Source organism: Trinickia violacea (genome assembly GCF_005280735.1).
Taxonomy (GTDB): Bacteria; Pseudomonadota; Gammaproteobacteria; order Burkholderiales; family Burkholderiaceae; genus Trinickia_A; species Trinickia_A violacea.
The window spans coordinates 1765634-1791750 of sequence record NZ_CP040077.1; the positions used below are offsets into that span (position 1 = coordinate 1765634).

At 62.6% G+C, this 26117-nt stretch carries 24 protein-coding genes and 1 pseudogene; 8 read left to right on the plus strand and 17 right to left on the minus strand.

The genetic code is table 11. From position 1 onward, the window contains the following. Window positions 1–12: 12 nt before the first annotated feature. The 5 genes from FAZ95_RS08000 to FAZ95_RS08020 form a co-directional block, all read right to left on the minus strand. Window positions 13–924: an ABC transporter permease subunit gene (locus FAZ95_RS08000; protein WP_137331957.1), complete on the minus strand. Its 912-nt coding sequence runs from the start codon at window positions 922–924 to the stop codon at window positions 13–15. After that, window positions 921–1895, minus strand: coding sequence for an ABC transporter permease subunit (locus tag FAZ95_RS08005; RefSeq protein ID WP_137331958.1), 975 nt, complete (start codon window positions 1893–1895; stop codon window positions 921–923). Before FAZ95_RS08005 ends, FAZ95_RS08000 begins: the two co-directional genes overlap by 4 nt. Next, window positions 1892–3046, minus strand: a complete 1155-nt coding sequence (locus FAZ95_RS08010) for an ABC transporter ATP-binding protein (RefSeq protein WP_137331959.1) — start codon at window positions 3044–3046, stop codon at window positions 1892–1894. Before FAZ95_RS08010 ends, FAZ95_RS08005 begins: the two co-directional genes overlap by 4 nt. A gap of 208 nt (window positions 3047–3254) precedes the next feature. Then, window positions 3255–4388: a polyamine ABC transporter substrate-binding protein gene (locus tag FAZ95_RS08015; RefSeq protein ID WP_137331960.1), complete on the minus strand. Its 1134-nt coding sequence runs from the start codon at window positions 4386–4388 to the stop codon at window positions 3255–3257. A 216-nt stretch (window positions 4389–4604) separates the two neighbouring features. Continuing rightward, window positions 4605–5939, minus strand: a complete 1335-nt coding sequence (locus FAZ95_RS08020) for a glutamine synthetase family protein (protein WP_137331961.1) — start codon at window positions 5937–5939, stop codon at window positions 4605–4607. A gap of 490 nt (window positions 5940–6429) precedes the next feature. Here FAZ95_RS08020 and FAZ95_RS08025 point away from each other — a divergent pair, with 490 nt between their 5' ends. The 3 genes from FAZ95_RS08025 to FAZ95_RS08035 all read left to right on the plus strand — a co-directional run bounded on the left by FAZ95_RS08025 (window position 6430) and on the right by FAZ95_RS08035 (window position 10433). Beyond that, entirely contained in the window at window positions 6430–7902 is a 1473-nt protein-coding gene (locus FAZ95_RS08025; protein WP_137334471.1) for an aldehyde dehydrogenase, read from the plus strand. 123 nt (window positions 7903–8025) lie between these two features. Continuing rightward, entirely contained in the window at window positions 8026–9417 is a 1392-nt protein-coding gene (locus FAZ95_RS08030) for an aspartate aminotransferase family protein (RefSeq protein ID WP_137331962.1), read from the plus strand. A 116-nt stretch (window positions 9418–9533) separates the two neighbouring features. Then, window positions 9534–10433, plus strand: a complete 900-nt coding sequence (locus FAZ95_RS08035) for a LysR family transcriptional regulator (RefSeq protein ID WP_137331963.1) — start codon at window positions 9534–9536, stop codon at window positions 10431–10433. Window positions 10434–10439: 6 nt separating this feature from the next. Here FAZ95_RS08035 and FAZ95_RS08040 read toward each other — a convergent pair whose 3' ends face one another. Further along, window positions 10440–11006 (minus strand): 4-hydroxylaminobenzoate lyase, encoded by a 567-nt coding sequence (locus FAZ95_RS08040; protein ID WP_137331964.1) that lies wholly within the window; start codon window positions 11004–11006, stop codon window positions 10440–10442. A 677-nt stretch (window positions 11007–11683) separates the two neighbouring features. On the opposite strand from FAZ95_RS08040, the gene FAZ95_RS08050 reads away from it, so the two are divergent. The 3 genes from FAZ95_RS08050 to FAZ95_RS08060 all read left to right on the plus strand — a co-directional run bounded on the left by FAZ95_RS08050 (window position 11684) and on the right by FAZ95_RS08060 (window position 13690). Continuing rightward, on the plus strand, window positions 11684–12250 hold the full coding sequence (locus FAZ95_RS08050; protein ID WP_137331965.1) for a PAAR domain-containing protein: 567 nt from the start codon (window positions 11684–11686) through the stop codon (window positions 12248–12250). 464 nt (window positions 12251–12714) lie between these two features. Further along, window positions 12715–13293, plus strand: a complete 579-nt coding sequence (locus FAZ95_RS08055; RefSeq protein ID WP_137331966.1) for a lysozyme — start codon at window positions 12715–12717, stop codon at window positions 13291–13293. Continuing rightward, window positions 13277–13690 (plus strand): hypothetical protein, encoded by a 414-nt coding sequence (locus tag FAZ95_RS08060; RefSeq protein WP_254699846.1) that lies wholly within the window; start codon window positions 13277–13279, stop codon window positions 13688–13690. Before FAZ95_RS08055 ends, FAZ95_RS08060 begins: the two co-directional genes overlap by 17 nt. A 91-nt stretch (window positions 13691–13781) precedes the next feature. Here the strand turns inward: FAZ95_RS08060 and FAZ95_RS08065 are convergent, their stop codons facing one another. The 11 genes and pseudogenes from FAZ95_RS08065 to FAZ95_RS08110 all read right to left on the minus strand — a co-directional run bounded on the left by FAZ95_RS08065 (window position 13782) and on the right by FAZ95_RS08110 (window position 24100). Continuing rightward, window positions 13782–15116 carry an LLM class flavin-dependent oxidoreductase gene (locus tag FAZ95_RS08065; RefSeq protein ID WP_137331967.1) on the minus strand — a complete coding sequence of 445 codons (1335 nt, stop codon included), beginning with the start codon at window positions 15114–15116 and terminating at the stop codon, window positions 13782–13784. A 61-nt stretch (window positions 15117–15177) separates the two neighbouring features. Next, the gene (locus tag FAZ95_RS08070; RefSeq protein ID WP_137331968.1) at window positions 15178–15720 is read right to left on the minus strand and encodes a glycoside hydrolase family 19 protein; all 543 of its coding nucleotides are present in this window, start codon (window positions 15718–15720) and stop codon (window positions 15178–15180) included. 39 nt (window positions 15721–15759) lie between these two features. After that, complete coding sequence (locus FAZ95_RS08075) at window positions 15760–16602, minus strand: bestrophin-like domain (RefSeq protein ID WP_137331969.1); 843 nt, start codon at window positions 16600–16602, stop codon at window positions 15760–15762. A 2-nt stretch (window positions 16603–16604) separates the two neighbouring features. Beyond that, a complete protein-coding gene (locus tag FAZ95_RS08080) occupies window positions 16605–17594 on the minus strand; it encodes a hypothetical protein (protein WP_437437735.1) in 990 nt (329 codons plus the stop codon). Window positions 17595–17756: 162 nt separating this feature from the next. Then, window positions 17757–18422, minus strand: coding sequence for a ribonuclease T2 family protein (locus FAZ95_RS08085; RefSeq protein ID WP_137331970.1), 666 nt, complete (start codon window positions 18420–18422; stop codon window positions 17757–17759). 88 nt (window positions 18423–18510) lie between these two features. After that, window positions 18511–20214, minus strand: coding sequence for a S8 family serine peptidase (locus FAZ95_RS08090; protein WP_175425547.1), 1704 nt, complete (start codon window positions 20212–20214; stop codon window positions 18511–18513). Between the two features lie 161 nt (window positions 20215–20375). Beyond that, a complete protein-coding gene (locus FAZ95_RS39990) occupies window positions 20376–21584 on the minus strand; it encodes a hypothetical protein (RefSeq protein ID WP_254699848.1) in 1209 nt (402 codons plus the stop codon). 185 nt (window positions 21585–21769) lie between these two features. Then, window positions 21770–21904, minus strand: coding sequence for a hypothetical protein (locus tag FAZ95_RS40485; protein ID WP_302674740.1), 135 nt, complete (start codon window positions 21902–21904; stop codon window positions 21770–21772). Between the two features lie 15 nt (window positions 21905–21919). After that, window positions 21920–21967 (minus strand): annotated as a pseudogene (locus tag FAZ95_RS40675) (hypothetical protein); the annotation flags it as partial. Then, the gene (locus FAZ95_RS39995; RefSeq protein WP_254699849.1) at window positions 21964–22218 is read right to left on the minus strand and encodes a response regulator transcription factor; all 255 of its coding nucleotides are present in this window, start codon (window positions 22216–22218) and stop codon (window positions 21964–21966) included. The gene FAZ95_RS39995 and the pseudogene FAZ95_RS40675, both read right to left, overlap by 4 nt. A gap of 574 nt (window positions 22219–22792) precedes the next feature. After that, window positions 22793–24100 carry a hypothetical protein gene (locus FAZ95_RS08110; protein WP_137331974.1) on the minus strand — a complete coding sequence of 436 codons (1308 nt, stop codon included), beginning with the start codon at window positions 24098–24100 and terminating at the stop codon, window positions 22793–22795. Between the two features lie 324 nt (window positions 24101–24424). Between FAZ95_RS08110 and FAZ95_RS08115 the strand changes: the two genes are divergently transcribed. Both FAZ95_RS08115 and FAZ95_RS08120 read left to right on the plus strand, forming a co-directional pair. Then, complete coding sequence (locus FAZ95_RS08115; RefSeq protein WP_137331975.1) at window positions 24425–25354, plus strand: ABC transporter ATP-binding protein; 930 nt, start codon at window positions 24425–24427, stop codon at window positions 25352–25354. Continuing rightward, a complete protein-coding gene (locus FAZ95_RS08120) occupies window positions 25351–26112 on the plus strand; it encodes an ABC transporter permease (RefSeq protein WP_137331976.1) in 762 nt (253 codons plus the stop codon). Before FAZ95_RS08115 ends, FAZ95_RS08120 begins: the two co-directional genes overlap by 4 nt. Window positions 26113–26117 lie beyond the last annotated feature (5 nt).

Genomic DNA, 26117 nt, shown 5'->3' on the forward strand with positions numbered 1-26117 from the left:
GCTTAGAACGGCTTAGGCTCGGACGGTATCGAGCGATTCGCGCACGGTAGCGGGTAGGGGCGTCGTGGGCGCCGGATCGGCAGCGCCGGCGGCCGCAAAGGCCAATTGCATGTCACGGGCGCGCTTGCGTTCGCTGCGCTGCATCCAGCGGTTCACCGCAATCACGCCGACTGACACCAGGCTGATGAAGATCGTGGCGAGCGCATTCATTTCCGGATTCAGGCCGAGGCGCACCCGCGAGAACACCACGAGCGGCAGCGTGGTGGAGCCAGGCCCGGAGAGAAACGCGGACAGAACCAGATCGTCGAACGACAGCGTGAACGACAGCAGCCAGCCGGACATCAGCGCCTGTGAGATCAGCGGCAGCGTGATCAGGAAGAACACTTTGAAGGGCGTGGCGCCGAGATCGAGGGCGGCTTCTTCGAGCGACTTGTTCAGTTCCTTGACGCGCGACTGCACGACGATCGCGACGTACGACACGCACAGCATCACGTGGCCGATCCAGATCGTCACGAGGCCACGGCCCTTCGGCCAGCCAAGCATCTGCTCCATCGCAACAAACAGCAGCAGCAGCGAGATGCCCTGGATCACTTCGGGAATCACGAGCGGCGCGTTGATCATCCCGGCGAACAGCGTGAAGCCGCGGAAACGGCCAAAGCGCGCGAGCACGAAACCCGCCCAGGTGCCGATCACCACGGAAGCACATGCCGTCAGCAAGCCGATCTTCAGCGACAGCCATGCCGCGCCGAGCAGTTCGTCGTCTTGCAGCAAGGCGCCGTACCACTTCAGCGAAAAGCCGGACCACACGGTGACGAGTTTCGACTCGTTGAACGAGTACACGACGAGGCTGATGATCGGGATATAGAGGAACAGAAACCCGAGCGTCAGGACGGTGTTGGACAGCTTTCGATTAGGCTTGGTCATTTCGCGCCCTCCAGTTCCTTGACCTGGTAGTACTGGAACACCGCCATCGGCACGAGCAGCAGCAGAACCATGGCGACCGTCACGGCGGATGCCATCGGCCAGTCCATATCGTTGAAGAACTCGGCCCACATGACGCGGCCGATCATCAGCGTGTCTGCGCCGCCGAGCAGTTCGGGGATCACGTACTCGCCCACCGCGGGGATGAACACGAGGAGACTCCCCGCGATGATTCCGTTCTTCGAGAGCGGCAGCGTGATGCGCGTGAAGGCGGTCCACGGCTTGGCGCCGAGGTCGTAGGCGGCTTCGAGCAGCGTGAGGTCCATCTTCACGAGGTGCGCGTAGAGCGGCATCACCATGAACGGCAGGTACGAATAGACCATGCCGATATAGACGCCGATGTCGGTGTGGTATAGCCGCAGCGGCGAATGAATCAGGCCGACGGCCATCAGCGCGTGATTGAGCAGGCCGTCGTCCTTGAGAATGCCGATCCATGCATAGACGCGAATCAGGAACGACGTCCAGAACGGCAGCATCACGCCCATCATCAGCAGGTTGCGTCTTGCCGGCTCCGAGCGCGCGATGTAGTACGCCACCGGATAGCCGATCAACAGGCAGAAGAAGGTCGAGATCGCCGCCATCTTCAGCGAGCTGATGTAGGTGGCGATGTACAGATCGTCCTGCAGCAGGAACGCGTAGTGTCCGAGCTGCAGGGCGAAGTGCACGACGCCATCCTTCACGCTGACGAGGTCGGAGTAGGGCGGAATGCTCAGGCGCAGATCGGCGAAGCTGATCTTGAAAACGAGCACGAAGGGCACGGCAAAGAACACCGTCAGGAACAGGAACGGCACGCCGATCACGGTCGTGCGGCCCGACGGCAGCAGCATCGCGAGGCGTTTTTTCAGCGCGCCGAGCAAACGGCTGCCGGACGGTGCGCCGAGCACCGCGGAGGAGGTGGGGGCAGGCGTTCTCATTGCGTCAGCACCACGCCGCTAGCGGGCGACCAGTAGATGAATACGTCATCGTTGTAGGCCGGCGCGCCTTCACCCATCAGATGGGAACTGGACAGGTTCGACACGACGGTTTTGCCGTTCGCGAGGCGTACGTGGTAGAGCGAATAGCTGCCCATGTAGGCAACATCCGATACGACGCCGCGGGCCCAGTTGTGCGGCGTGTCGGGCCGCTCGCGCGAGACTTTCACGCGTTCGGGCCGCACCGAGATGCCGACCGGCATGCCGAGCGGCCCGGTGATGCCGTGGCTCACGTACATGCGCGCTTCGAGGTCTTCGCTTTCGACGAAGATGTGGTCGGGCTCGTCTTCGACGACGTGGCCCTCGAACAGGTTGGTCGAGCCGATGAACTCGGCTGAGAAGCGGCTGTTCGGGAATTCGTAGACTTGCGACGGCGAGCCGATCTGCACGATCTTGCCTTCGCTCATGACGGCGATGCGGCCAGCCATCGTCATCGCCTCTTCCTGGTCGTGCGTGACCATCACGCAGGTCACGTCGACCTTCTCGATGATGTTGACGAGCTCGAGCTGGGTCTTCTGGCGGATCTTCTTGTCGAGCGCGGACATCGGCTCGTCGAGCAGCAGGAGCTTCGGGCGCTTGACGAGCGAGCGCGCGAGCGCGACGCGCTGCTGCTGACCGCCCGACAGCTGATGCGGCTTGCGGCCCGCGTACTTGCTCATCTGCACGAGCGCAAGCGCATCGGCCACGCGTTCCTTGATCTCGTTCTTCGGCGTGCCTTCCTGCTTGAGGCCGAAGGCGATGTTGGCCTCGACCGTCATGTGCGGAAAGAGCGCGTACGACTGGAACATCATGTTGACGGGGCGCTTGTACGGCGGCAGCGTCGCGAGGTCTTCACCATCCACGTAAATCTTGCCCGACGTGGCCGTCTCCAGGCCGGCGAGCATTCTGAGCAACGTCGACTTGCCGCAGCCGGAGCTGCCGAGCAGCGCGAACAACTCGTTCTTGGCGATCGACAAATTGACGTTGTCGACGGCGGTGCTGTCGCCGAATTTCTTGACGACGTTTTCGATGCGAACGAATTCGTCCGATTTCGATTTCGCGGTGGCCGCTTGGCGGGCCACCGGGGTAGCGCTATTTGAGGGCGTCGATTTCATGGCGTAACCATTCCTTGCGGATCGCAGGCGTGAGCGTTCCCGTGCCGGGCGCGGTAAGCGACTGGCAACGTAGGCTGCGATCGGGAAACATGGGACTGCGCGTGGACGGCGCAGGCTGACTACCGGGTTGCTGATTTCAGGCGGGCAGGGATCGAGCGACTCCTGCCGCCAATGTCATGATTCGCTTGTTTGCCGTGGGAAGAGCGGTTTAGTGGCCGGTTTTGAGCTGAGCCCAGAGGCGGTTTTCGAGCCGCAGAATGTCGGTGGGCAACGGCTTCAGCAGGGTCATCTTCTTCAAGACCTCTTCGGACGGGTAGACGCCCTGATCGTGCAAGACCGCCGGCGTGACGAACTGGCGTGCGGGGACATTGGCGGTCGGGTAGAACACCTCGTTGGTAATGGCTGCGTTGACCTTCGGATCTTCGATGTAGTTGATCCACTTCATCGCGGCCTCGGGGTGGGGGGCGTCTTTCGGGATCACCATCACGTCGAACCACACCAGGCCGCCTTCCTTGACGTTGTTGAACTTGATGTCGTATGAACGCTTGGCGTCCACGGCACGGCGGTGTGCGATTCCGACGTCGCCGGACCAGCCGAGCGTGACGCAAATGTCGTTGTTGGCGAGGTCGTTGATGTAGCCCGAAGAGTTGAACTGCGTGATGTACGGGCGCACTTGCTTGAGCACTTGGAAAGCGGCCTGATAGTCGGCGGGGTTCGTGCTGTTGGGGTCCTTTTTCATGTACTGCAGCACGGCAGCGAACACATCGACGGGTTGATCCAGGAACGAGACGCCGCAGCTCCTCAACTTGGAGACGTTCTCCGGATCGAGCACCAGCGCCCAACTGTCCACCGGGGCGTTGGCGCCCAGTGCCTTCTGCACGGCTTGCACGTTGTAGCCGATGCCGTCGGTGCCGTATGCGTAGGGCGCACCGTACTGGTTGCCCGGATCGGCCTCGCTGATGATTTTCATCAGCGTCGGATCGAGATTGGCCAGATTGGGGATCTTCGACTTGTCGAGTTTCTGATAGACGCCGGCCTGCACCTGCTTGGCCATATAGTTCGAGGTCGGCACGACGATGTCATAGCCGGAGCTGCCGGCCAACAGCTTGGCCTGCAAGGTGTCGTCGCTGTCGTAGTTGTCGTACTTCACATGGATGCTGGTCTGCTTCTCGAAGTCGGAGACCGTATCCTTGCCGATATAGTCGGACCAGTTATAGACATTCAGCTCGGCATCGGCCGCCTGCGCCGGCGTGGCAGGCAGTACAAGAAGGCTCGTGACGGCGAGCAGCGCGGCCCCCGCAACCGCATGACGAAGATGGCGTCCAGAATGACAAGCGCGCATGATGTTTTCCCTGTAGGTGAAGAAGCCGGTACGGGCATCGGTTGCTCGTGCCGGACGAAATGGCGGTCGCGATAAATTCGGTTGCTGATCGGTCGAGCCCGTCGATTGCCAGGCATCGACGGCAGTTTGAGAGCGCTGTGAAAGCGACGTGCGGGCGGGTTCTCCGTTTCGAATCCTCATGTTGTCTCCAGTTGTTTTCTCTTTGAGCGCGCTGCCTTAAACGTGCAGCAGCAGATGCCGGCGTTCCCACGAACTGATCACGCGGAAAAACGCTTCGTATTCGGTTTCCTTGAGCGCGAGGTAAGCCTTGACGAATGGCTCGCCGAGGACTTCGGCGATCGGCTCGCAAGCGCTCATCAGCGACAAACCCTCTTCGAGGTTGCGCGGCAACTGGTAGGGCAATGCATAGCCGTCGCTAAGCAGCGGCTTGCTGGCTTCGAGCCTTTGCGTCATGCCGAGATAGCCCGCAGCGAGGGTCGCCGCGATTGCCAGATACGGATTGCAGTCCACGCCCGGAATCCGGTTTTCGATCCGGCGCGCAGCCGGGCCCGAATGCGGAATCCGGAAACCCACCGTGCGGTTGTCGTAACCCCATGCCACGTTGATCGGCGCAGCCATGAAGCGCGACAGGCGGCGATACGAGTTGATGTACGGCGCGAAAATCGGCATCAGCGCCGGCGTGTAGGTCTGCAGCCCGGCGATATAGCCGGTGAAGAGCGACGTGGGCTCGCTGTCCGCGGCGGTGAACAGGTTCTTGCCGGTGGCTTCGTCGACGAGGCTCTGGTGCATGTGCATCGCCGAGCCCGGTTCGCCTTCCATCGGCTTGGCCATGAAGGTCGCGTACATCTTGTGACGAAGCGCGGCTTCACGCACTGTGCGCTTGAACAGGAACACGCTGTCGGCGAGCTTCAAGGGATCGCCGTGCATGAAGTTGATTTCCATCTGCGCGGCGCCGACTTCGTGAATCAGCGTGTCGACTTCCAGTTCCTGCACCTCGCAGTATTCGTAAATGTCTTCGAACAGCGGATCGAATTCGTTGACGGCTTCGATTGAATACGCCTGACGCCCCGTCTCCGGACGACCCGTCCGGCCGATAGGCGGTTGCAGAGGCAGATCGGGGTCCTTGTTCATGTCGACCAGATAGAACTCGAGCTCGGGCGCGATGACCGGTTTCCAACCTTTGGCCTTGTAGAGTTCGAGCACGCGGCGCAGCACACCGCGCGGCGAGATCGCGACGGGTGTGCCGTCGAAGTGGACGCAATCGTGAATCACCTGAGCGGTTGATTCGACGGCCCACGGAATCATGCGGATGGTGCCGGCGTCGGGGACGCACACCATGTCGGGGTCGGTGACGCCGGTGAGCGTGCCGTCTTCCGGATAGTCCCCGGTGACGGTCTGAATCATCACCGCTTGCGGCAAGCGCATGGACTCGCCGGACTCGAACTTGCTGCGCGGAATGATCTTGCCGCGTGCGATCCCGGCCATATCAGGAATGATCGCTTCGATTTCGGTGACGCGGTTCTTTTTCAGGAAGTCGTCGATCTCGTTCATGGTTCTCTATCCGTCCACCCGCCGACACTACGCACCCCATCCTCTGTGCGCGCGGCTTTTACGCCATGCCGTTCGTCGTAGCGCGGATCGTCCAGATGCAAGCGAACCGTGACGAACGACGAATGGGGCGTAGCATCGCGCAATTGTGTTTATTGAATAAAAATAGTTTTCCTACCTTGTGGATAGTTTTTTGAGATGCAGGTCGGCCTTGCTCCTCCTCCCTTGTTAATGGGCGTTCGGAATCTGCTCCGGCATCCGGGTAGGGGGCATTGAAAGAGATCGGCAAGGAATGCAACTCTGAAAATGAATAGGAGAAACCGATGCAATGAAGAGCAAATTTGTTCTTTTCGGTGGTTTTATGTTGATCGACAGTAGGGTGTTAGAGCGGTAGCTGTCTCGATCCTTGATGCCCGAGAGGGGCCGGTATGCGTGCCCATCTCCAGACCGGAGTCATTCCTTGAGTCATTCTTCAACTGAGATTCACAACCCCATGGACTGGCGGCGGCTGGCCGCGGAAGTTCGACCGCAAGCACAGGCACATATCGACGGCCGCTTCACGGACGCTCGAGACGGCAAGACCTTCCAGGCGATCAATCCGGCGACCGAAGCGGTGATTGCCGACGTTGCATCGTGCGGCACGGCAGAGGTCGACGACGCTGTCCGTGCCGCCCGTGCTTCGTTTGAAGCGGGGCACTGGTCGCGTTGTCCGCCGGCGGAACGCAAGCGCGTCTTGTGCCGGTTGGGGGCATTGATTGCGTCCCACGGCGCAGAGCTCGCTTTGCTCGACTCGCTCAACATGGGCAAACGCGTGGTCGACGCCTTCGAGATCGACGTTCCTGCCGCAAGCGGCCTGTTCTGCTGGTACGGCGAGGCGATAGATAAAGTGAACGGCGAGGTCGCATCGACCGACCCGGGCAATCTCGCCGTTGTCACGCGGGAGCCGCTCGGCGTGGTCGGCGCGGTTGTGCCGTGGAATTTCCCGCTCGATATGGTGGCCTGGAAAATTGCACCCGCGCTGGCGGCGGGAAATAGTGTGGTGCTCAAACCGGCGGAACAGTCTCCATTGTCCGCGCTGCGTCTTGCCGAACTGGCCCTGGAAGCGGGGTTGCCGCCAGGCGTGCTCAACGTGGTGCCTGGCTTTGGAGAAACGGCGGGACGCGCGCTCGGATTGCATCCGGACGTCGACGTCCTGGCCTTTACCGGATCGACGGCCGTCGGCAAGAAGTTTCTCGAGTACGCCGCGCAGTCGAATATGAAGCAGGTCTGGCTCGAATGCGGCGGCAAGAGTCCGAATCTGGTTTTCGAAGACGCGGACGATCTCGATCTTGCGGCTCGCAAAGCGTGCTTCGGCATCTTCTTCAACCAGGGCGAAGTGTGCTCGGCGAATTCACGGCTGCTGGTGCAGCGCTCGATCCATGATGAATTTGTCGATCGGCTGATCGCCCATTCGCGTGACTTCATGCCGGGCGACCCGCTCGATCCGGCCAGCGGCATGGGTGCCATCGTCGACCGTGCGCAGTTTGACCGGGTCAGAGGATGGATCGAGCGAGGTCGCGCGAGCTCGACGTTGGCGACCGGCGGCGGGACCCAGCTGGTCGACGGCAAGGGCTATTTCATCGAGCCGACCATCTTTGTCGATGTGAACGCAAGCGATCCGATCGCGCGAGAGGAAATCTTTGGGCCGGTCCTGTCGGTTCTGAAATTCGACACCGAGGACGAGGCGATCGAGCTCGCCAACGATTCGATTTACGGACTCGCCGCATCGGTTTGGACCGGCAGCCTGTCACGCGCCCATCGCGTGGCGTCACGCTTGCGCGCCGGCACGGTTTCCGTCAACACCGTCGATGCACTCAGCGCGCAAACCCCGTTTGGCGGCTTCCGTCAATCGGGGTTCGGCCGGGATCTGTCGTTGCATGCACTCGATAAATACACCGGGCTGAAAACGACCTGGATCAGCTATTGATCCGGCCTGGTCAGGCGGCCGGAACACCGCCGCAAAGAAGCTAAGAGCATGTCCGCCGCGGGCGCCGCACCGCAGCAGACACGCGAGGCGAAATTCGTCTGTCACACAACTGGAACCTTGAACATGAATGCTCCTCACTTTCCGCACCGCGCCACCGGCGATTACCAACAAAGCGATGCAGCGCATCACCTGCATGCCTTCGTCGATCAGAAAGCCCTGAACAGCGAAGGGGCGCGCGTGATGGTGCGGGGCGAAGGTGTCTATCTTTGGGATAACGACGGAAACCGTTATATCGACGGCATGTCCGGCCTCTGGTGCACCAACGTCGGGTATGGCCGCCAGGAACTGATCGACGCAGCGTCACGCCAAATGAAGGAACTTTCGTACTACAACATGTTCTTTCACACCACGCATCCCGCAGTGATCGAATTGTCGGAACGGCTGTTCTCGCTGCTGGGCGATCGTTTTAGTCATGTCGTGTACACGAACTCCGGCTCCGAGGCGAATGAAGTGCTCATTCGCACGGTCCGGCGGTACTGGGACATCATGGGCAAGCCCGGCAAGAAGGTATTGATCGGGCGGATCAATGGCTATCACGGGTCGACCGTCGGCAGCGCGTCGCTGGGCGGCATGGCGTTCATGCACGAGATGGGTGACTTGCCGATTCCGAATATCACGCACGTCGATGAGCCGTATTGGTACGCGAACGGTGGCGACCTGACGCCCGAAGCGTTCGGCAAGCGGGCCGCGTTGTCGCTCGAACGCAAGATTCTCGAACTGGGTGCCGACCGGGTCGGGGCATTCGTCGCCGAGCCCTTCCAGGGGGCGGGCGGCATGATCTTCCCGCCGGACGGGTACTGGCAGGAGATTCAGCGTATTTGCCGCCAGTACGACGTGCTGCTGTGCGCGGACGAGGTGATTGGCGGCTTCGGCCGAACCGGCGAGTGGTTCGCGCATCGGCATTTCGGATTCGAGCCGGATCTGATCTGTATCGCGAAGGGCCTGACTTCGGGCTACGTGCCGATGGGCGGCCTGCTGATGAGCCGGCAGGTCGGCGAGGCGCTGGTGGAGCGAGGCGGTGTCTATGCGCACGGGCTGACCTATTCGGGGCACCCGCTCGCGGCGGCGGTCGCATTGGCCAATCTCGATGTCCTCGAGAAAGACCATCTTGTCGAGCGGACCAAGAACGATACCGGTCCGTATTTGCAGCGCGCATTGCGTGAAGCATTCGCCGATCATCCGTTGATCGGCGAGATCCAGGGTGTGGGCGCGGTGGCCGCGATACAGTTCGCGAAGAACAAGGCTACGCGCGAGCGCTTCAGCGACGAAGCGGAGTTGACCTGGCATAGCCGGACTGTCGGCTTCGAACTGGGCGCCATCGTGCGCTCGACCAATGGCCGGCTGATCGTCGCGCCGCCGCTTGTGATCGACCATGCGCAGATCGACGAACTGGTCGGCAAGATGCGGCAGGCCGTCGATGCGACCGCAAAGAAGGTGCTCGGGAATCGCGGTTGATCCTATTCTATTGCGCGTGATAGAACGCCGGCGGGCTCGCTTGCCGCCGGCGGCCATCGTGTTCTTGCGTTTGTGCCGGTTCATAATCTAACGACCAAGCACGGCAGGGGAAGGCGATGAGTATCGAACTATCCGACATGAGGTTCTTCGTCGAAGCGGTGCGGCATGGCAGCATCACGCGCGCCTCACTCGAGCTCGACATTCCTAAATCTTCGGGAAGCCGCCGGATCACCAGGATGGAGAAAGAGCTGGGTGTGCAACTCGTCAAGCGCACCACGCGCAAGGTGAACGCGACGCCAGTCGGGAAAGCCTACTTTGACCGCTGTGTCCTGGTCCTCGAAGAGGTCGCGCGAGCCGAACAGATGGTCAGCGAAGAACGCTCGACGCCGGCCGGGCGCCTGCGTATTGCGATTCCGGCCGAACTCGGCGCCCAGCGTTTCGCCGCATGCTTCGCTGAATTCATGCAGGCCAACCCCGGTATTTCGATGGAAGTCGAAGCGGGGCCGGGCAGCCGTCTTGTCGATGTCGTCGCGAGCGACGTCGACGTATGGATCAAGACGGGCGACGCGCCGGATTCCAACTTGATCGTCCGGCGACTGGGGGTACTGGCCCGCTCGCTGTACGCGAGTCCCGCGTATCTCGAGCGTCACCCCGCGCCAACGCATCCCGAACAGCTCGACGCTCACGAATGTCTGCTGCTGGGAGACCAGCCTTACTCCCTCGAACCGTGGTCGTTCACGCGCGGCAGCCAATGCGTGAGCCCTGAGCCGCCGAGCAACATGTGGGTGAACAGTCTCGCGGTTCTGCGCCAGTTGACGGTTTCCGGGCTGGGTCTCGCCGTCATGCCGGACCTTCATGCGCAAGGCGACGTCGACAGTGGCCGGCTCGTCAAGGTCATGACCGACTGGGCTCCCGAGCCGATCGAGGTCAATCTCCTGATGTCGCACCGCGAGCTGCTGCCGGCGCGTATCCGGTCGTTCGTCGACTTCATGGTCGGCAAGGCGCGTGCGTGGTAGGGCGGTTCAAGCCGCCGGGCAGCGTTGTTGCGGCGGCTCGACGTTGTACGCAATCCGTCCCGCGGGCAGGAAGAAGAGCGCGATGACAGCGCCGTCCTTGGCTTCCGGATAGTGGTGGCTGCCCGGCGAGGGCGCTGTCCAGCCGCCGTGACACCAGCCGTTCGGACCCGCGAGCGCAGCGCCTTTATCGAGCGGCACGACCATGTTGAACTCGCCATACGGGTGCGAGTGATAGTCGCCACGGAAGCTGCCTTCTGGGTTGTGCTGGGTGTTGCCCGTGCTATCCATCAGCACGGCGGTGATGCTGAAGAAGCACGTCTCTACGCAAGGCTCGACGAGTCGCGCGCGGCGATAGCGCGGACCGGCGATTTCGACGTCGGCCGCCCAGCCTTCCTTCACGCCGATAGCAATCAACCGCGACAGGTTCTGATACAGCTCGCTTCCAACGCCGTACCGGGTGTTCAGCCAGTGCTCGACCTCCGCGCCCGCGGTCATGTCCTTGACCTCTCGCAGAAAGCGCAGACAGCGGGCGATGAGTTCGTCTTTGGCACTGGCGAGTTGGGGGTGAGACATTCGGGTTCCTCCTTGGGTTGGTCGTCTAGCTCATAAGTGCAGCGTGACGATGCCATGCTCGCGTGGGCTAATGAAGGAGGGTGTTGCAACACAGTGATGCACGGCGTGCACAAGTGGGGCACTTCGATCGAGGGAGATATCCGGAATTTCTTGTGTGAGGCGGGCTAAGCCTCAGATCCCGAGATTGAAGCGCTCGGGATAATGCAGCGCGAACAGTGTCATCGCGCTGCATCTTGAATCGCGTCAAGAAACCCGATCGGCGTGTGTCGATCGCGATCCCCGCGGCGCGGGTGCGCTCGATGAAGGGTGGTCCACTTTTAGATACGCCGCGCAAGAATCGACCACCCGAACGGCCCTGCATATTAAACATTGTCGAATATCAAACCTCATGTGCGTTCTTATGCTATTCGCATATTTCGCATTCCTTTTAGTATTTTTCCTATTTCTTGTAGCCATTGGTTTCGCCGAGGATTTTTAGTTTGCGATGGCTGGGCCGTCGTGCGCCGCCGGTCGCTTTTCTGGCCGGCTCTTTTCATCTACCCCCGCTGGGAGGCTTTGAAATGTCGGAACGGGAACGTTGTATCGCTTCGCGACGGTTGGCGCGCTCACTGAGCGCGGTGGTCACGTCACTAGCGGCGACAAGTATTGATGTTGCGATGTAACTATAGGAGGCGAAATTGACTGGAATCTACTATGCAGCGGTCGAGGATGACCCACTGACGAGCGGCAAAGGCAGCCGCGTGTTCGCGTACAAACAGGCCGGCACGATCAAGGGCGACGATGGCAAATACCGCCGCTTGGCGTTTATCGGAGACGAAGCCTATTGTCCGGCGTGCAATAGCACTGGCACGATCACCTACGGTGCAGGTGTGAGTGATCGGAAGCGCATGATTGACTTCGTGAACGGCGGACGAAGGCAGGCCGTAGGCGGCGATATTGTTCTTTGTAAGTGCGACGCCCCTCCCCGAATCATTGCGGTGTATGGGCGCAAATGGATGATTCATGATCGGGGCGAAGAGAAACCAGCGTCTGTTGCCATAGCGCCCGCAGAAGGGCTCACCTACGACGAGCAATTCACGCTTACTGATGCGGCAGGTAGCGCGCTCGCTGATACCTGGTACACAGTTCGATTACCTTCCGGTGAACTGCTGCACGGTGTTACCGACTCGTCGGGAAAGACAGCACGCTATGCGACAGACGGCGCACACCGATTGGCGCTCTACCTAGGCCATAGGGAGACGTAATTGATCTACTACGCCGTTGTAGAAGGTGATCCACTCGATAACGGGAATGGTAGCCAGGTTATCGGCGGTGCGGACCATTCGACAATAGAAGATCCGCACGGCCGTGCACGCCGACAAACGCACTTGGGCCAACTTGCATGGTGCGGGGTCTGCAAGACCACCGGCCCGATCCTCGCCGTGGCAGGTATCCGCGAAAACCTTCGAGGTTGGGACGGCCGTCTGCAAGCTCGCGCGTTCCCCATGATGAACAATTCACGCTTAGGGATAGCAATGGCCGCGTCCTTGCGGAGACGTACTACACGATTCGCTTACCGAATGGCGAACTGATTCACGGCACGACGGACAGCACGGGACGCACTGCAAGGCACGTAACAGACGGTGCACAACGTATGCAAATCTATCTTGGACATCGCGAATCCATATAACGACTTAGCCATCTTCTCAATCCATACCACGGAGTAGATATGACTGATCCGCTGTACCAGTGCGTGACGAACACAGACCCAAATTCGAACATCAACGTTTATACGTCACGTTTGTGCAGGCCTTGGAAAATTTCGAATGAAGGATTGTCGTTCGTTGCGGTGATCGAATCCGGGCTGCTGAACGGCAAGAACTTCCAGGGCCACCAAGTAACCGACGGCTTTATTCTCACCGTATATTTGGATAATCGAGGTTTACCTACCGTCGGTTGCGGTCACCTTGTTGTTCCTAATGACAAGTTGAAAACCGGGCAAGCGATCACGATAGAGCAGGCACAAAAATTCTTGCGGGACGATTTGGCGGCCGTCGAAAATAGACTTAATCGAGATGTTAAGGTTCCCCTCTATCAATTTGAATACGATGCACTTGTTAGCATAGTATTCAACTGCGGCGCCTATGGGGGAGCGGACAAGATCATAGCGAAAATCAACATTGGAAATTACAATGCTCTATTCGATTTTATACTGACATATCGAATCGGCAACAATCCAAACCTTAAACATCGCCGCTTTTGGGAAGGGCGTCTGTTTGCTTCAGGGGTATATGATGCGAGACATTAAATCGGTAGCAGTCGTGCTCTGCGGATCGCTGTTTTTGTGCGCAAGTGCATTCGGCAAAACGAGCTCGGAATGCCTCAAACACCTGGGCGGGGGATTCTCTGACGTGCAATGCTACGCCGGTCTTAGTGCCCAGATCGTTGAAGAAAACAAGGCTCTATATAAGAAGATTCGCTCAACGATTCCAGATGGAAACGGACATGCGAAGACGCTTGACGCATATATGCTGGCACAGGACAAAGCCATTGCATTCTGTGATCTGCAGCGCGATGCAGGCGCAAAGTGGGAGACCAACCCGAGCGGATCAATGTACCCGGCACTATATGAACAATGCGTTTACGATCTTCGGGAAGCGCAAAACAAGTTTTTGAAAGACCTATTGAACATGGCGAATTTGTAAAAATCAGCCCCGCTTCGGCGGGGCTTTTCATTAGAGCGCCAATCGTGACACTTCGGTCGAGTGCCACGCTGAGTACCGGGCTAACGCGCGACTAACTCGCCGCGAACCGATTCGCCGGCCTCGCCAAGCCGAGCTTGTCGCGCAGCGTCCCATGCCGATAGCTCGGTTGTGCGATCCCTCGCCGCTGCAATTCCGGCACGACTTGCTCGGCGAAATTCAGCCAGTCTTCCGGCAGCACCGGGAACATCAGATTGAAGCCATCGCATGCGCCGCCTTTGAACCACGCTTCCATTTCGTCGGCGATATCCTGCGGGCGGCCCGCCACCATCGGCACGGCTCCGGCGTTCGAAAGCCTGCGCGCCACCTCGCGGATGCTCAGGTTTTGCTGCTTGAAGGATTTCAGTCTTGCGAGGTTGCTGCGCTGACCGTCGTAGGTCGACTCATCCGGGAGTTCCGGCAGCGGACCGTCGATCGGGAGGTGCGAGACATCGGTGCCGCACCAGCTCGAAACCAGATCCACGCCGAAGCGTTCGGGCACCAGCGTTTCGAGAAACTCGCGCTTTTCCTGCGCTTCTTCACGCGATCCCGCCACGATCGGCAGGATGCCGGGGAGTATCTTGAGACTGTCGGGCTCGCGTCCATGGCTGGCTAGAAGCGCGTTCATTTCCCGTCGATAGCTGACGCCGTCTTCGAGGGTGCGCACGACTGCAAAATGCAGGTCGGCGTGCTTCGCGGCCAGATTCTTTCCGTCACCCGACGAGCCCGCCTGGACGATGACGGGGTAGCCCTGCGGGGGACGCGGAACATTGAGCGGACCGCGCACCTTGAAATGCTTTCCTTCATGCTCGATGCGGTGCACTTTCGACGGCTCGGCGAAGAACCCTGTCGCCTTGTCCAGCAAAACGGCTCCGTCCTCCCAGCTATCCCAGAGATCCTTTGCAATTTCGAGGAATTCGGCCGCCCGCTCGTATCGATACCCGTGCTCGATGTTGCCGTCGCGGCCAAAATTCATGGCCTCTTCGTTCATCCCCGAGGTCACGACATTCCAAGCTGCGCGCCCCATGCTCAGATGGTCCAGCGACGCGAATGCCCGGGCCGTGTTGTAGGGCTCGCTGTACGAGGCGGACACCGTACCGATTAGACCGATGTCCCGCGTCACCGCGGCGAGCGCGGACAGCAGCGTGATCGGCTCCAGCCTCGCGTTCGCGTAGTGCGCCACGTTGCTCGGGAAGGTATCCCACATCGCCACGTGATCGGCGATGAATACGGCGTCGAAGCGCGCGGCCTCCGCGACTTCCGCGAGTTTCTGAAAGTACGGCAGCCCATAAATCTCGTGCCCGGGCGCGGTGGGGTACCGCCACGACACGCGATGGTCGCCCTGCGGATTGAAGAAAAATGCGCTCAGTATCATGTCGTCGCGTTGCATGCCTGCTCCATCGGATCTGAAGACAGACTCAAGCGTAACTCCAAAGCGTCGGAACACGCTTTCACAACCGCAGCACCTCCTTCGCGATCGCCCAGCGGCGCATCCGGTCGTCGAGCCCGTTGGTGCCGCCGTTGATGCGCTGGGTCAGCGCGACGAAGTTGCCCGAGTCGGCGAGTGCGTTGCAGCCGTGCTGCTCCCACCACCAGGCGGCCGAGCGGGCGGCCCATGGCTCGTGTTCGAGCAATTCGGGGGCGGTCTCGAGGTCCACGCCGAGCGCAAGGCCGCACGCGAGATAGTTCGCGCGTCCCGTGATCTGGATGAGCCCGCGTCCGAGAAAGCGACGGCCGTCGCCCGCGCGGACGTTGCCGAGATCGCGTGCCTTGCGCGACGGCGGCTCGTACGCCTGCTGCGCGGGCGTCGGGCCCCAAAGTTCGCGCGTGAGCGTGAAGCCGAGCGTTTCGTGCCCGGTCTGCGCGATGAATGCCGCCACGCGTGCGGGCTTGACGATCGCGAAATCGAACATCGCGGCATCGATCTCCGGATGCCAGCGTTGCGCGAGCTCCGCTGAAATCGCGGCGGCGTTCTTGAATTCGTCTAGTGTCATATCGGTCTCCTGGTGCGGTGCGGTTCGGATGTGCCGCGTTTAGTCGGTCCCGCCGGAACCGCGCGCCGGCTGCGGCTCGCCGGGCGCGGTCTGTGCCGCGAGTTTCTCGCGCGCGTCCATCGCGTCGGCGATGCGCTGCAGCGGCTCAGCGCCGACGCTGACTTCGCCCGCGAACGGCCGATCGACGGCAAGCACGAAAAAGAACGCAAGTCCGAGCGTGACGGCCCAGCTCGTGACGATGGCGATGTTAAAGCGGGTGCCGGGCAGAACATAGAGCAACAGGAACGAGACGGCGCTCGCGAGCAGCATCACGCCCCACAGCGTGGCGGGCATGGCGACGTCGAGCGTCAAGAGCCGCTGCTCGCGGTGCTTCGCCATCTCGTTGACGCGCGCAAGCACTTCGCCGAGCAGCACGCGCTGCCGCTCGCTGTGCGGCTCGATGCGGTTCGCGGCGTCGAAGAGCCGGTCGAAGCGCTCCGCCGATTGCGCATCGCCCTCGGCATGCTGCTGCATCTTCGGCCACTCGTGCTTCACGACGCCGTCCAAATAGACGCGCAGCGCTTGCGACGCCGCATCCGCGACCGGATCGCCGAACGCCGCGAGGTCGCGCGACAGTTCGCCCGCGGCTGTCGCCTCGGCGTCGACGGTGCGCGCCGCGTCGTTGTACGCGTCCCAGACGCTGATCGCGGAAAACGCGACGAGCAGCGAATTGATCGTGGTGATCACCGACACCATCGCGATCGCCATCGACCGCTGCTCCGGCTGCAGGCGCACCGGAGCGAAACGGCGAAAGAGCGCGTAGCCGCCGAGCGCGGCCGCGAGCGTCACGCCGACGACGAACAGCCCCATCAGCCACGACGGCCAGTTATAGAGAAAGAGCATCGCTATTCCTTGATGCCGCTGTCGGCGGCGGCGTTCGGCATCGCGCGCGGCGCGTCGGACGACAGCATCGCGCGCGTGAATTCCGCGAGCCGCTCTCTGACGGCGTCGGCCGACATGCCGGTTTCGAGCGATTGCTGAAGGCGCAGCAGATCCGCGGCAAACTCGCTCTGCCACTGGACGCGCTCGGTCGCGGCTTGCGCGCGGCGCGCCTCGAACGTCGCTTGCGCCGCGACGGCGGGGTCTCCGCGCACGAGCGTCTCGAGCGTCTCGACGAGCCGATGCAGCAGCCGATGCACGGCGGTGGCCGAAAACCCGCCGAGCATGGCGAGCGCCGGCTTGCCGAAGCTGCGCATGCTGCCGGCGTCGAACAAGTGCGTCGGCAGCATCTCGACGAGGATCAGCCCGGCGATGACGCCGAGGATCAAGCGCGCGCCGTACGACGCGTCGTACTTCGGGTCATAGGTCGAGTTCGCCACGTAGCGATGCGCTTGGAACAGCGTCGCGAACGAGGCGCCGAGCCCGGCGCAAAAGAGCAGAAACAGCGCGTTCCACAGCAGCTGCGTGCCGTGGGAGTCGAGAAATCCCTGGTCGATGTTCGTCGACGAGACCTCGGACGACAGCGAAGTCGCGATCACGGCGATCAGGAACGACACGGCGGCGACGGTCAGCGCGCGGATCAACGGCACGGGTCCGAGCCATGCGAAGCGATGGGCGTCGCGCCGCTCGACGTCGAGCAGCGTGACGGCCTGCGGCGTGGCCGGCGCGATCGCGACCGCGAGCCGGCGGTGAATCGCGGCGAGCGAGTAGGACGCGCTGCGAGCGCCGCGTTCCGGTTCGCGCGGCGAGCCGTCTGCCGCGGCGTCGATCGCAGCCAGCGGAGCCGCGCCCGGGTCCGCGCCGATCAGCGCCGAAAGCTGCGCGATCAGCTCGGGCGCGACCGCGATGCCGTGCTGAAGCGCATAGCGCGCCATCGCCTCGCATTCCCTTTGCATCTGCTCGATCAGCCCGTTTCTCAGAGCGGCGCCGGACACGCCGGACCGGCTTGCTGCCGCCTTGTCGGCTGGCCCCGCGAGCGGGGCGGACAGCGGGTTCGGCGGCCAAACGCGAAGCGCGCACATTTCGGGTCACCTCGATGCGGGTTCCGGTTACGGGATCTACAGGCGCACTTCGTCGCCGCAATTGCCGCCGGGCGCGGACGCGGGCACGAGCATGCCGCCCTTGTCGCGATGGACGAACATCTCGGACCAGTCGCGCAGCACGTAGCGCACTTCGGCGAGCCGGCCTTCGGGCGTGCAGTAGAACTGCACGGCCTTGTCCGAGCCGAGGAAGAAGTCGTGCAACTGCGCGTCCTTCAGCTCGTCGAGCCGCACCCGCTTGCCGTCGTGCTCGTCGAGGAACTGGCCGAGATGGGTTCGAGCGACCGCACGCGTCATCGCCGACAGCTGCGCGAAATAGCCGGCCGGCGTATAGCCGGTGCAGCTTCCGTAGCGGTTCCATTGCTGCTGGTAGGAATCGGCGGCCGTGGCCGGAATGGTCGCGGCGATGTTCTCCGGCAGCGCATCGGCGGCGAGCGTGCCGGTTGCGCAATCGACCTTTGCCGCGCGCAAGCTCAGCGCCGTGAGCCGCGCGGAGGCGGGCGCGGCATCGTTCTTCGCGGCCGCGTTCGGGCCCGTGTTGCACACCGCGGCGCCGTCGCTCCCGGAGCACGAGCCGAGCTTCCACGACAGCGAAAGCGTCCAGTTCTGCGCGTGTGAAGCGGCGCAGCACAAGGACAGCCCCGCGAACACGACGATGCGGCGGATTTGCGATAGCGTCGACATGGGAATCTCCTCTTATCGTTTGCCGCCGCGCGCCGGCCGGTGTCATCGGCCGGCGCGCGGCGATCGGTCTTGGTGGAGCGCGCCTCGTTCAGCGGTACGCCTGCGGCATCAATTGCCGCAGGTTCTGCAGCCGCGGCAGGCCCGCGCCGAAGCGATTCGCCGCGTCGTTCGTCGCGATCGGCGAGCAGATCATCCGGATCAGCTGGAACAGCGCCGAGACGCGCTGCGGTCCGCGCGGCCCGAGATAGCGGGCGAGCTGCGGATCGCTCAGCAGCAGCGCCGCAAGACCGGTGATATGCGGCGCCGCCATCGACGTTCCGGACTCCGGATTGAACGCCGAGCCCGGCACGGTCGACACGATGCCGACACCGGGACCGCACACGCCGATCTGCGGGCCGTGACACGAGAACGCCGGAGAGAACAGGCCATCGGCGGTCGTGGCCTGCGCGACGATCTGCGTCTGCTCCCATGCGCTCGCCGGCAGCTCGCGCTGCAAGCCGAGCGCCGACACCGCGAGCACATACGGGGACGCCGCCGGGTACTGCACGGGGCCACCCGAATTGCCGGCCGCAACGATGCACGCGACGCCGCTTTGCACGGCCTCCATCAGCTTCTGCTCGACGGCGAGCGACGCTTGCGGCGCGCCCAGGCTCAGGTTCACGACGTCGATGTCGTGGTCGATGCAATAGTCGAGCGCCTGGAGCAGCGTGCTGAACTGGCCGCCCGGAAAGATCTTCAGCACGTGGATCTCCGCGTCGGGGACGAACCCGCGCATCGCCATTTGCTCCTTCTCCGCCTGAGTGCCGACGCGTGCGCCGATCACGCCGGCGCAATGCGAGCCGTGGCCGATCACATCGTTTTTCCAGGTCTCCGGGTCCTGCTCGTTGGTCATGTCGGCGCCGCGCAGGATATGGGACAGGAGCGGATGCGCGGCGTCCGCGCCCGAGTCGACGATCGCGACGCGCACGCCGCGGCCGGTCGCCGCGCCGCCCGCCTCGTCGAGACCCATCAGGCGCTGGCCCCAGCCGAGCGGCACGAGCGGCGGCACGTTGGGGTTCGGCTGCGACAACGGCACGAGCCGCACCACGTTCACCTGCTCGCTCGAGAGCGTCGGCGTGACGAGATAGCTGTTCCAGTACGTGTGGTGCGGGCGCACCGCCAGCGATTGAACCGGGCCCGGCTCCATTTGCAGGACGGTCAGCGTGACTTCGCCGTTGGCGTCCGTGACGCCGTTCGCGGGGAAGCCGTCGCCGGCGAGCGTGACGGGCACGTTCGGCTCGGGCTGGCCGTTCTCGCCCAGCACGCGGATCGTCACCGGCCGGCTCACCGCCGTGCCGAAGGCCGATTGCGGACGCAGCTGCGCGCCGGCGTCGCCGTCGGGCTTCTTTCCATAGCCGAGCGGATGATCCTCTTCGATGATCATTTCGGGCGGCGCGGTGGCCTGCAGCACCTGGGCGTGCGCGGGGTCGATCTTCACGACGTAGGTGTCCGTGGCCTCGTCGGGCCGCGCGGACATCATCTGCGCGTTCTTGTTGCTGCTGATGACTTTGACGACCTCGACGCCGGGCAGCCTGCCGATGGCGTTGTTCATGTCGCCCGCCGACATCGGCGTGACGGCGGCCTGTTTCGCGAGCAGGCCGCGCCGCGGCGCGACCAGGTACTGGCGCTTGCCGTTCGCGACGGGTACCGCGTCGGCGGCGGGCGAGGGCAGCGCGCCGTTCGCCGCGGGCGCGGCGGCATCGGCGGACGCGGGCGCGGCCTTCGGGGGAGTCGGTTTCTTGTCCTTGTCCATTTCAGTCTCCATCGCGTCGCGGCAACGACGACGCGTCGATGAATCGGGTGGGCTCGCCCGCCGCGCGAAGCGTGCGGCGGGCGAGCGTGTGGCGTTCGCGCTTGCGAAGTCGCTGCCGCGCTCGAGCAGCGCGGCAGCGCGTGCTGCCCGACGCGGCGGCGTCAGTGCAGCGTCGCCGGCACCGGTTGCACCGAGAGCGGCAGGAAGCCCGCGAAGTGACTCGCGACATTGCCGATCTGCTGGCCGATTGCGGCGTTGCCGAGCGCACCGCCGACCGCCTGGCCAACGCTCGGCGCGACTGCCTTCACGAAGTCGCCGAATACGCCCTGGGGCGCAAGGACGGCCTGCGGCGCGACGTATTGCGGCTGAGCGGAGAACGGCAGCACGTTCGCGATGCCGCCGAACACGCCCTGGGGGGCGAGCGCAGCTTGCGGCGCGACATACTGCGGCTGGGCCGAGAACGGCAGCAGGTTCGCGATTTGGCCGGCGACCGAGCCGATTTGCTGACCGGCGCCGGCGTTGCCGAGCAGGCCGCCGACGGCTTGCCCGATGGTCGGCGCGAGCGAGTTCACGATGCCGCCGAACACGCCCTGGGGCGCGAGCACGGCTTGCGGCGCGACATACTGCGGCTGGGCCGAGAACGGCAGCAGGTTCGCAAAGTGACCCGCGACGTTGCCGATCTGCTGGCCGATTGCGGCGTTGCCGAGCGCGCCGCCGACCGCTTGGCCGACGCTCGGCGCGACCGCCTTCACGATGTTGCTGAACACGCCCTGGGGCGCCAGCATGGCTTGCGGCGCGACGGCTTGCGGCACGACATACTGCGGCTGCGCGGAGAACGGCAACAGGCCGCCAAGGCCGCCGACCACGGTGCCGATCGTCGGCGCGACCGCGCCGAGGATGTCGCCGAGCACGCCTTGGGGCGCCAGCACGGCTTGCGGCGCGACGGCCTGCGGCTGCGCCGAGAACGGCAGCAGGCCGCCGAGGAGGTTGCCGAGCACGCCTTGGGGCGCCAGCACGGCTTGTGGCGCGACGGCTTGCGGCTGCGCCGAGAACGGCAACAGGCCGCCGAGCCCGCCGACCACCGTGCCGATCGTCGGCGCGACCGCGCCGAGGATGTCGCCGAACACGCCTTGGGGCGCGAGCGCGGCTTGCGGCACGACGGCTTGCGGCTGCGCCGAGAACGGCAGCAGGCCGCCAAGGCCGCCGACCACGGAGCCGATCGTCGGCGCGACTGCGCCGAGGATGTCGCCGAACACGCCTTGGGGTGCGAGCGCGGCTTGCGGCGCGATGGCTTGCGCGGCTACCGGAACGTGTCCCGCGATAATGTGCGGCACGCCGTGCATAACATGATGTTGATGTACGTAAGTCATTGCCTGGTCCTTGATATAAGCGGAATGAGCCGGCGCGAAGGTCGATTCGTGCGCAGCAGGTGCGCCGGTCGCGTGCCGGCTGAAGGCGAGGCGTCCATCGAGGGATTCCTCTGATCAATCGGCAGGTCGATTCTGAGAGCGGCCAGGGGCCGCTTCCATTCGGCGAATGCGGTATGGGCGCGGCGTCATCGCGAATCGGGAGGCGGGCCGGGCAGCATGTCGCCGAGCCAGCCCGACAGGGCCGCCCGGTAGAGCAGGGCGCAGACGTTGGGGGAGGCGGTTTTTCTGAGGAGATTCGAGCGGTGCTTGCGTGCCGTCATGTCGCTGATCCCGAGCTCGCGGGCGATCTGTTTGTCGCTCAGGCCGGTGGCGAGCAGTTTCAGAACTTCACGTTCGCGAAGCGAGCAAGGGTCGGCAAGGTGCCCGGAATCGTTTTTTTGAGCGCCTCGGCGTTGAGGATGAAATACTGTATGACCAGTTGCGAGGATTTGCGGAACTGGAATTTGCCAAGCACGTTCTCGCGGTGCTTGCGAGCGGTTGAAATGGAAAATGAAAGCTGCTCGGCAATTTCACGATCGGTGAAACCTTCCGCAATCAGGCCGAGGACGACATTTTCCCGCTGGGTCAGCTTCAAGATGGGACTCCCGCGTGACAAATGAAAGGGACATCCCCTTTTGTCGCGGGAGTGGCGGTCGCCTTTAAATCCTTATTCCAGTCTCATTGGCGGCCAGACATCTGCTCGCTTGCAATTGAATTGCAAAAGAGGATGCGCTTAAGACTTCCGTAATGCATTCGGCTCGCAATCGGCTGCACGGCACGTGCGCCGCCGGCTTGGCGGGCGCGCAGCGTCCGGCGACAAGGCTCAGGTGATCAAGGACGACGCATCATACTCTGGGTATATCCATTCATATGATGAATGGATATACCGATTGTATAGATTCCGGCGGCGTGCATCTTTGAGTTGCGCGGCTCATTGCGAGCGGCGAAATCGGGAATTGAAAGGCGCGTGATTTTTTTAAGGCCGTCTTTCAATTCGGGAGCGCCAAAAGCGCCCTGGTTTTACGCGGAATTGGCAATAGCCGGGAGTGGGCGGATTGAAATGCCCGGCGCTGCAAGCAGGGTGTTCTTTGGCAATGGGCTCCGGCGCGCCAGCGCACTGGGGTCGATGCGTATCTGGTCGCCGGAGCCGCGGGGTGGATGGCGGCTAGTTAGACTTTTTGGGCATGGATGCCCTCGGGGTCGAGCAGGTCCGTCAGCGCCTTCCACGTGGACGGCGCCACGGTTTCCACTCGGCGCACCGCCTCATGCGCCTCCGGAGAGTTGGGCCATTCGTGCCTCGAAAGCGGCGCGTAGAGTTGCGGAAAGTGCTGTTCGAACAGGCTCCGGTGATGCCAGTTGATGAACCAGTCGTCGGGCTTCAGTTGCGGCACCAAACTGAAGTTTGTGTTGAACCAGCTTTGGCCAACGGTCACGGGACGCTCGCTTCTCCACAGATTGGTCTTGTAAGTCGTGTTTCGCAGCGCCACGTAGCCCTTTTCCTGCTCGACCATCTTGTCGTAGCACTCGAGCATGACGGTGTCCGAATATGGCTCGCCGAGCTTCAACGCGGTGCCCCAGCTCGTCAGATAGTGCTCCGACAGCATGCGCACCACCCGGGCGGGCGAGAAAAACGTGTCCGTGCCGCTTTCCGGGTCGCTGGCCGTGCCGATGTAGTTGCCGGCGTTCCCCACCAGCGTCGCGTGCCGTCCCGGCAACGTATAAATAGCGGATTGGACGCCGTCCGCGAGGCTCGGCACGACGGGCTCAAAAAAGACCGACAGCTCGTCTTGAGCGTAAAAAGCGACGTAGTGCTTGACGTTCGACGGAATGGACGTCCGGTTGAGCTGAGAATTCCGCGGCCCGGTAACCGGGTCGACCGCGACGATATTCACGGGAATGTGCTTGAGATCCGGGTCTTCGGCTAGCGCGTGCGCGAACATATGCGTCGTCACCGCGCCGCGGCTCCAGCCGATCGCGTTGATTTGGGTGATGGGTTTGTCCTTGCGGAAGATCTTGATCTTCTGCATCTGAAGCGATTGTTGCGTGACCAGACGTTCGTCCGGCACTTCAGGCGGTTCCCGTCCTTCCAACTCGTGCGAGTCTTGAATGATGCGGCGGCCAAGCTCCGTTAATTCTTTCCGGCTCCAGGTGGCGTCGCCGCGAATCATCGCCATCGCGTGACCGACATTTTCTTCCCAACCAGAACCCCAACGGGTCCCCTTGCCTTTCGAGTAGTTGCCGGGCTTGACGAACTTGTCGTCTTCCTGAAGGTTGCCGCTGCCCGGACCGTCGACAATGATCCAGTCGACGAATTCCATCCCGCCGGCGTTTCGCGCCAGCGTCGAGACGAGTTCGCCGGAGTGATAGTGGATGCGATCCTCGGGCTTGACGTCGGGCCCGCTGTGCTTATCGTCCTTGTGCCGGAAATCGAAACTGTTCGACCCGGTGCCACAGAAAAACACGGTGAAGACAGCCATTTTTTCCCTCTAGCCATGATGGGATCGTTCACGGCCTTTGCCCGGCAGCGGTATGTCACGCCCCTGGCCATGCGAACGACCTGATTTGCCTGATTGGAGGCGCGGTCCAGCCGGTTCGATGACGGGCGCGAACCGCGTCGAGCTTGCGATTGCGCTTTCTGATACCCGGCGAGGCCATTCTCGGGGCAGAGTTATTGTCTGAACTATTCGGCAAATGAGGTACGCGCAGCGGTCGATGAGTTCGTTCGCGGGCAGCCCGTTTGCATGCCGGCACGCACGCGTGCCTGCCGGCAACTTTTGCCGGCTTCTGCTATCGTCGCGTCCATGCAACCGATCCTCACCATTTCCAATCTTTCCAAGACCTACGCGTCGGGCTTTCAAGCGCTCAAACGTGTGAACCTGGAAATCCATCGCGGCGAAATCTTCGCGCTCCTCGGTCCGAACGGCGCTGGCAAGACCACGCTGATCGGCACGGTGTGCGGCATCGTCAACGCCACGGAAGGGCGCGTCGTCGTCGCCGGTCATGACATCGTCCGCGACTACCGCAAGGCGCGCGCGATGATCGGCCTCGTGCCGCAGGAGCTCACGACCAACGCGTTCGAATCGGTCTGGGCGACGGTGTCGTTCAGCCGGGGCCTGTTCGGCAAGCCGAGCCATCCCGCGCACATCGAGAAGGTGCTGAAGGCGCTGTCGCTCTGGGACAAGAAGGACAGCAAGATCATCGAGCTCTCGGGCGGCATGAAGCGGCGCGTGATGATCGCGAAGGCGCTCTCGCACGAGCCGGAGATCCTCTTTCTCGACGAGCCGACCGCCGGGGTCGACGTCGAGCTGCGCCGCGACATGTGGGAGCTCGTGCGCGCGCTCAAGGAAAGCGGCGTGACGATCATTCTCACGACGCACTACATCGAAGAGGCCGAGGAGATGGCCGACCGCATCGGCGTGATCAGCAAGGGCGAGATCATTCTGGTCGAGGAAAAGGCGCAGCTCCTGAAGAAGCTCGGCAAGAAGCAGCTCACGCTGCAGCTCGAACGCGCGCTCGCGAGCGTGCCGGAGATGCTGTCGGGATACCGGCTCGATCTGTCGAAGGACGGCAGCGAATTGACCTACACCTACGACGATGCGCACGGCGAGCGCGCGGGCATCATCGGGCTCTTGAAAGATCTCGACGACGCGCAGATCCGCTTCAAGGATTTGCAGACGAGCCAAAGCTCGCTCGAGGACATCTTCGTCGACCTGGTTAGAGAAAAAGCATGAACCCCTACGCCATCCGCGCGATCTACCTCTTCGAAATGGCGCGCACCTGGCGCACGCTGATGCAAAGCATCATCTCGCCGGTTATTTCGACTTCGCTTTATTTCATCGTGTTCGGCGCGGCGATCGGCTCGCGCATCCGCGAGATCGACGGAATCAGCTACGGCGCGTTCATCGTGCCCGGACTCGTGATGCTGTCGCTGCTGACGCAGAGCATTACCAACGCGTCGTTCGGCATCTACTTTCCGAAGTTCACCGGGACGATCTTCGAGCTGCTGTCGGCGCCCGTGTCGTATTTCGAACTCGTGCTCGCGTTCGTCGGCGCCGCGGCGACCAAGTCGATCGTGCTCGGGCTCATCATCATGGCGACCGCGGCGCTGTTCGTGCCGCTGCGCATCGAGCACCCGGCGTGGATGCTGCTCTTTCTCGTGCTGACGGCGCTCACGTTCAGCCTGTTCGGCTTCATCATCGGCATTTGGGCGGACGGCTTCGAAAAGCTGCAGGTGATTCCGCTTCTGATCGTTACGCCGCTCACGTTTCTCGGCGGCAGCTTCTATTCGATCCACATCCTGCCGCCGTTCTGGCAGACCGTCGCATTGTTCAATCCGGTCGTCTATCTGATCAGCGGCTTTCGCTGGAGCTTCTACGGCAACGCCGACGTGCACGTCGGCGTGAGCCTCGCCATGACGGCCCTGTTCCTCGCGGTGTTCATGGCGATCGTCGCGTGGATCTTCAAGACCGGGTATCGGCTGAAGACCTGACCGGA

What these genes read in the sequence shown, in the direction of transcription:
- FAZ95_RS08080 (WP_437437735.1), bottom strand. Translation starts at nt 17,594, where the DNA reads ATGCAAAGGGAATGCGAGGCGATGGCGCGCTATGCGCTTCAGCACGGC.
- FAZ95_RS08075 (WP_137331969.1), bottom strand. Translation starts at nt 16,602, where the DNA reads ATGCTCTTTCTCTATAACTGGCCGTCGTGGCTGATGGGGCTGTTCGTC.
- FAZ95_RS08010 (WP_137331959.1), bottom strand. Translation starts at nt 3,046, where the DNA reads ATGAAATCGACGCCCTCAAATAGCGCTACCCCGGTGGCCCGCCAAGCG.
- FAZ95_RS08015 (WP_137331960.1), bottom strand. Translation starts at nt 4,388, where the DNA reads ATGCGCGCTTGTCATTCTGGACGCCATCTTCGTCATGCGGTTGCGGGG.
- FAZ95_RS08030 (WP_137331962.1), top strand. Translation starts at nt 8,026, where the DNA reads ATGAATGCTCCTCACTTTCCGCACCGCGCCACCGGCGATTACCAACAA.
- FAZ95_RS08035 (WP_137331963.1), top strand. Translation starts at nt 9,534, where the DNA reads ATGAGTATCGAACTATCCGACATGAGGTTCTTCGTCGAAGCGGTGCGG.
- FAZ95_RS08085 (WP_137331970.1), bottom strand. Translation starts at nt 18,422, where the DNA reads ATGTCGACGCTATCGCAAATCCGCCGCATCGTCGTGTTCGCGGGGCTG.
- FAZ95_RS08025 (WP_137334471.1), top strand. Translation starts at nt 6,430, where the DNA reads ATGGACTGGCGGCGGCTGGCCGCGGAAGTTCGACCGCAAGCACAGGCA.
- FAZ95_RS08065 (WP_137331967.1), bottom strand. Translation starts at nt 15,116, where the DNA reads ATGCAACGCGACGACATGATACTGAGCGCATTTTTCTTCAATCCGCAG.
- FAZ95_RS08115 (WP_137331975.1), top strand. Translation starts at nt 24,425, where the DNA reads ATGCAACCGATCCTCACCATTTCCAATCTTTCCAAGACCTACGCGTCG.
- FAZ95_RS08070 (WP_137331968.1), bottom strand. Translation starts at nt 15,720, where the DNA reads ATGACACTAGACGAATTCAAGAACGCCGCCGCGATTTCAGCGGAGCTC.
- FAZ95_RS08090 (WP_175425547.1), bottom strand. Translation starts at nt 20,214, where the DNA reads ATGGACAAGGACAAGAAACCGACTCCCCCGAAGGCCGCGCCCGCGTCC.
- FAZ95_RS08110 (WP_137331974.1), bottom strand. Translation starts at nt 24,100, where the DNA reads ATGGCTGTCTTCACCGTGTTTTTCTGTGGCACCGGGTCGAACAGTTTC.
- FAZ95_RS08000 (WP_137331957.1), bottom strand. Translation starts at nt 924, where the DNA reads ATGACCAAGCCTAATCGAAAGCTGTCCAACACCGTCCTGACGCTCGGG.
- FAZ95_RS08020 (WP_137331961.1), bottom strand. Translation starts at nt 5,939, where the DNA reads ATGAACGAGATCGACGACTTCCTGAAAAAGAACCGCGTCACCGAAATC.
- FAZ95_RS08005 (WP_137331958.1), bottom strand. Translation starts at nt 1,895, where the DNA reads ATGAGAACGCCTGCCCCCACCTCCTCCGCGGTGCTCGGCGCACCGTCC.
- FAZ95_RS39990 (WP_254699848.1), bottom strand. Translation starts at nt 21,584, where the DNA reads ATGACTTACGTACATCAACATCATGTTATGCACGGCGTGCCGCACATT.
- FAZ95_RS08055 (WP_137331966.1), top strand. Translation starts at nt 12,715, where the DNA reads ATGACTGATCCGCTGTACCAGTGCGTGACGAACACAGACCCAAATTCG.
- FAZ95_RS08060 (WP_254699846.1), top strand. Translation starts at nt 13,277, where the DNA reads ATGATGCGAGACATTAAATCGGTAGCAGTCGTGCTCTGCGGATCGCTG.
- FAZ95_RS08120 (WP_137331976.1), top strand. Translation starts at nt 25,351, where the DNA reads ATGAACCCCTACGCCATCCGCGCGATCTACCTCTTCGAAATGGCGCGC.
- FAZ95_RS40485 (WP_302674740.1), bottom strand. Translation starts at nt 21,904, where the DNA reads ATGACGGCACGCAAGCACCGCTCGAATCTCCTCAGAAAAACCGCCTCC.
- FAZ95_RS08040 (WP_137331964.1), bottom strand. Translation starts at nt 11,006, where the DNA reads ATGTCTCACCCCCAACTCGCCAGTGCCAAAGACGAACTCATCGCCCGC.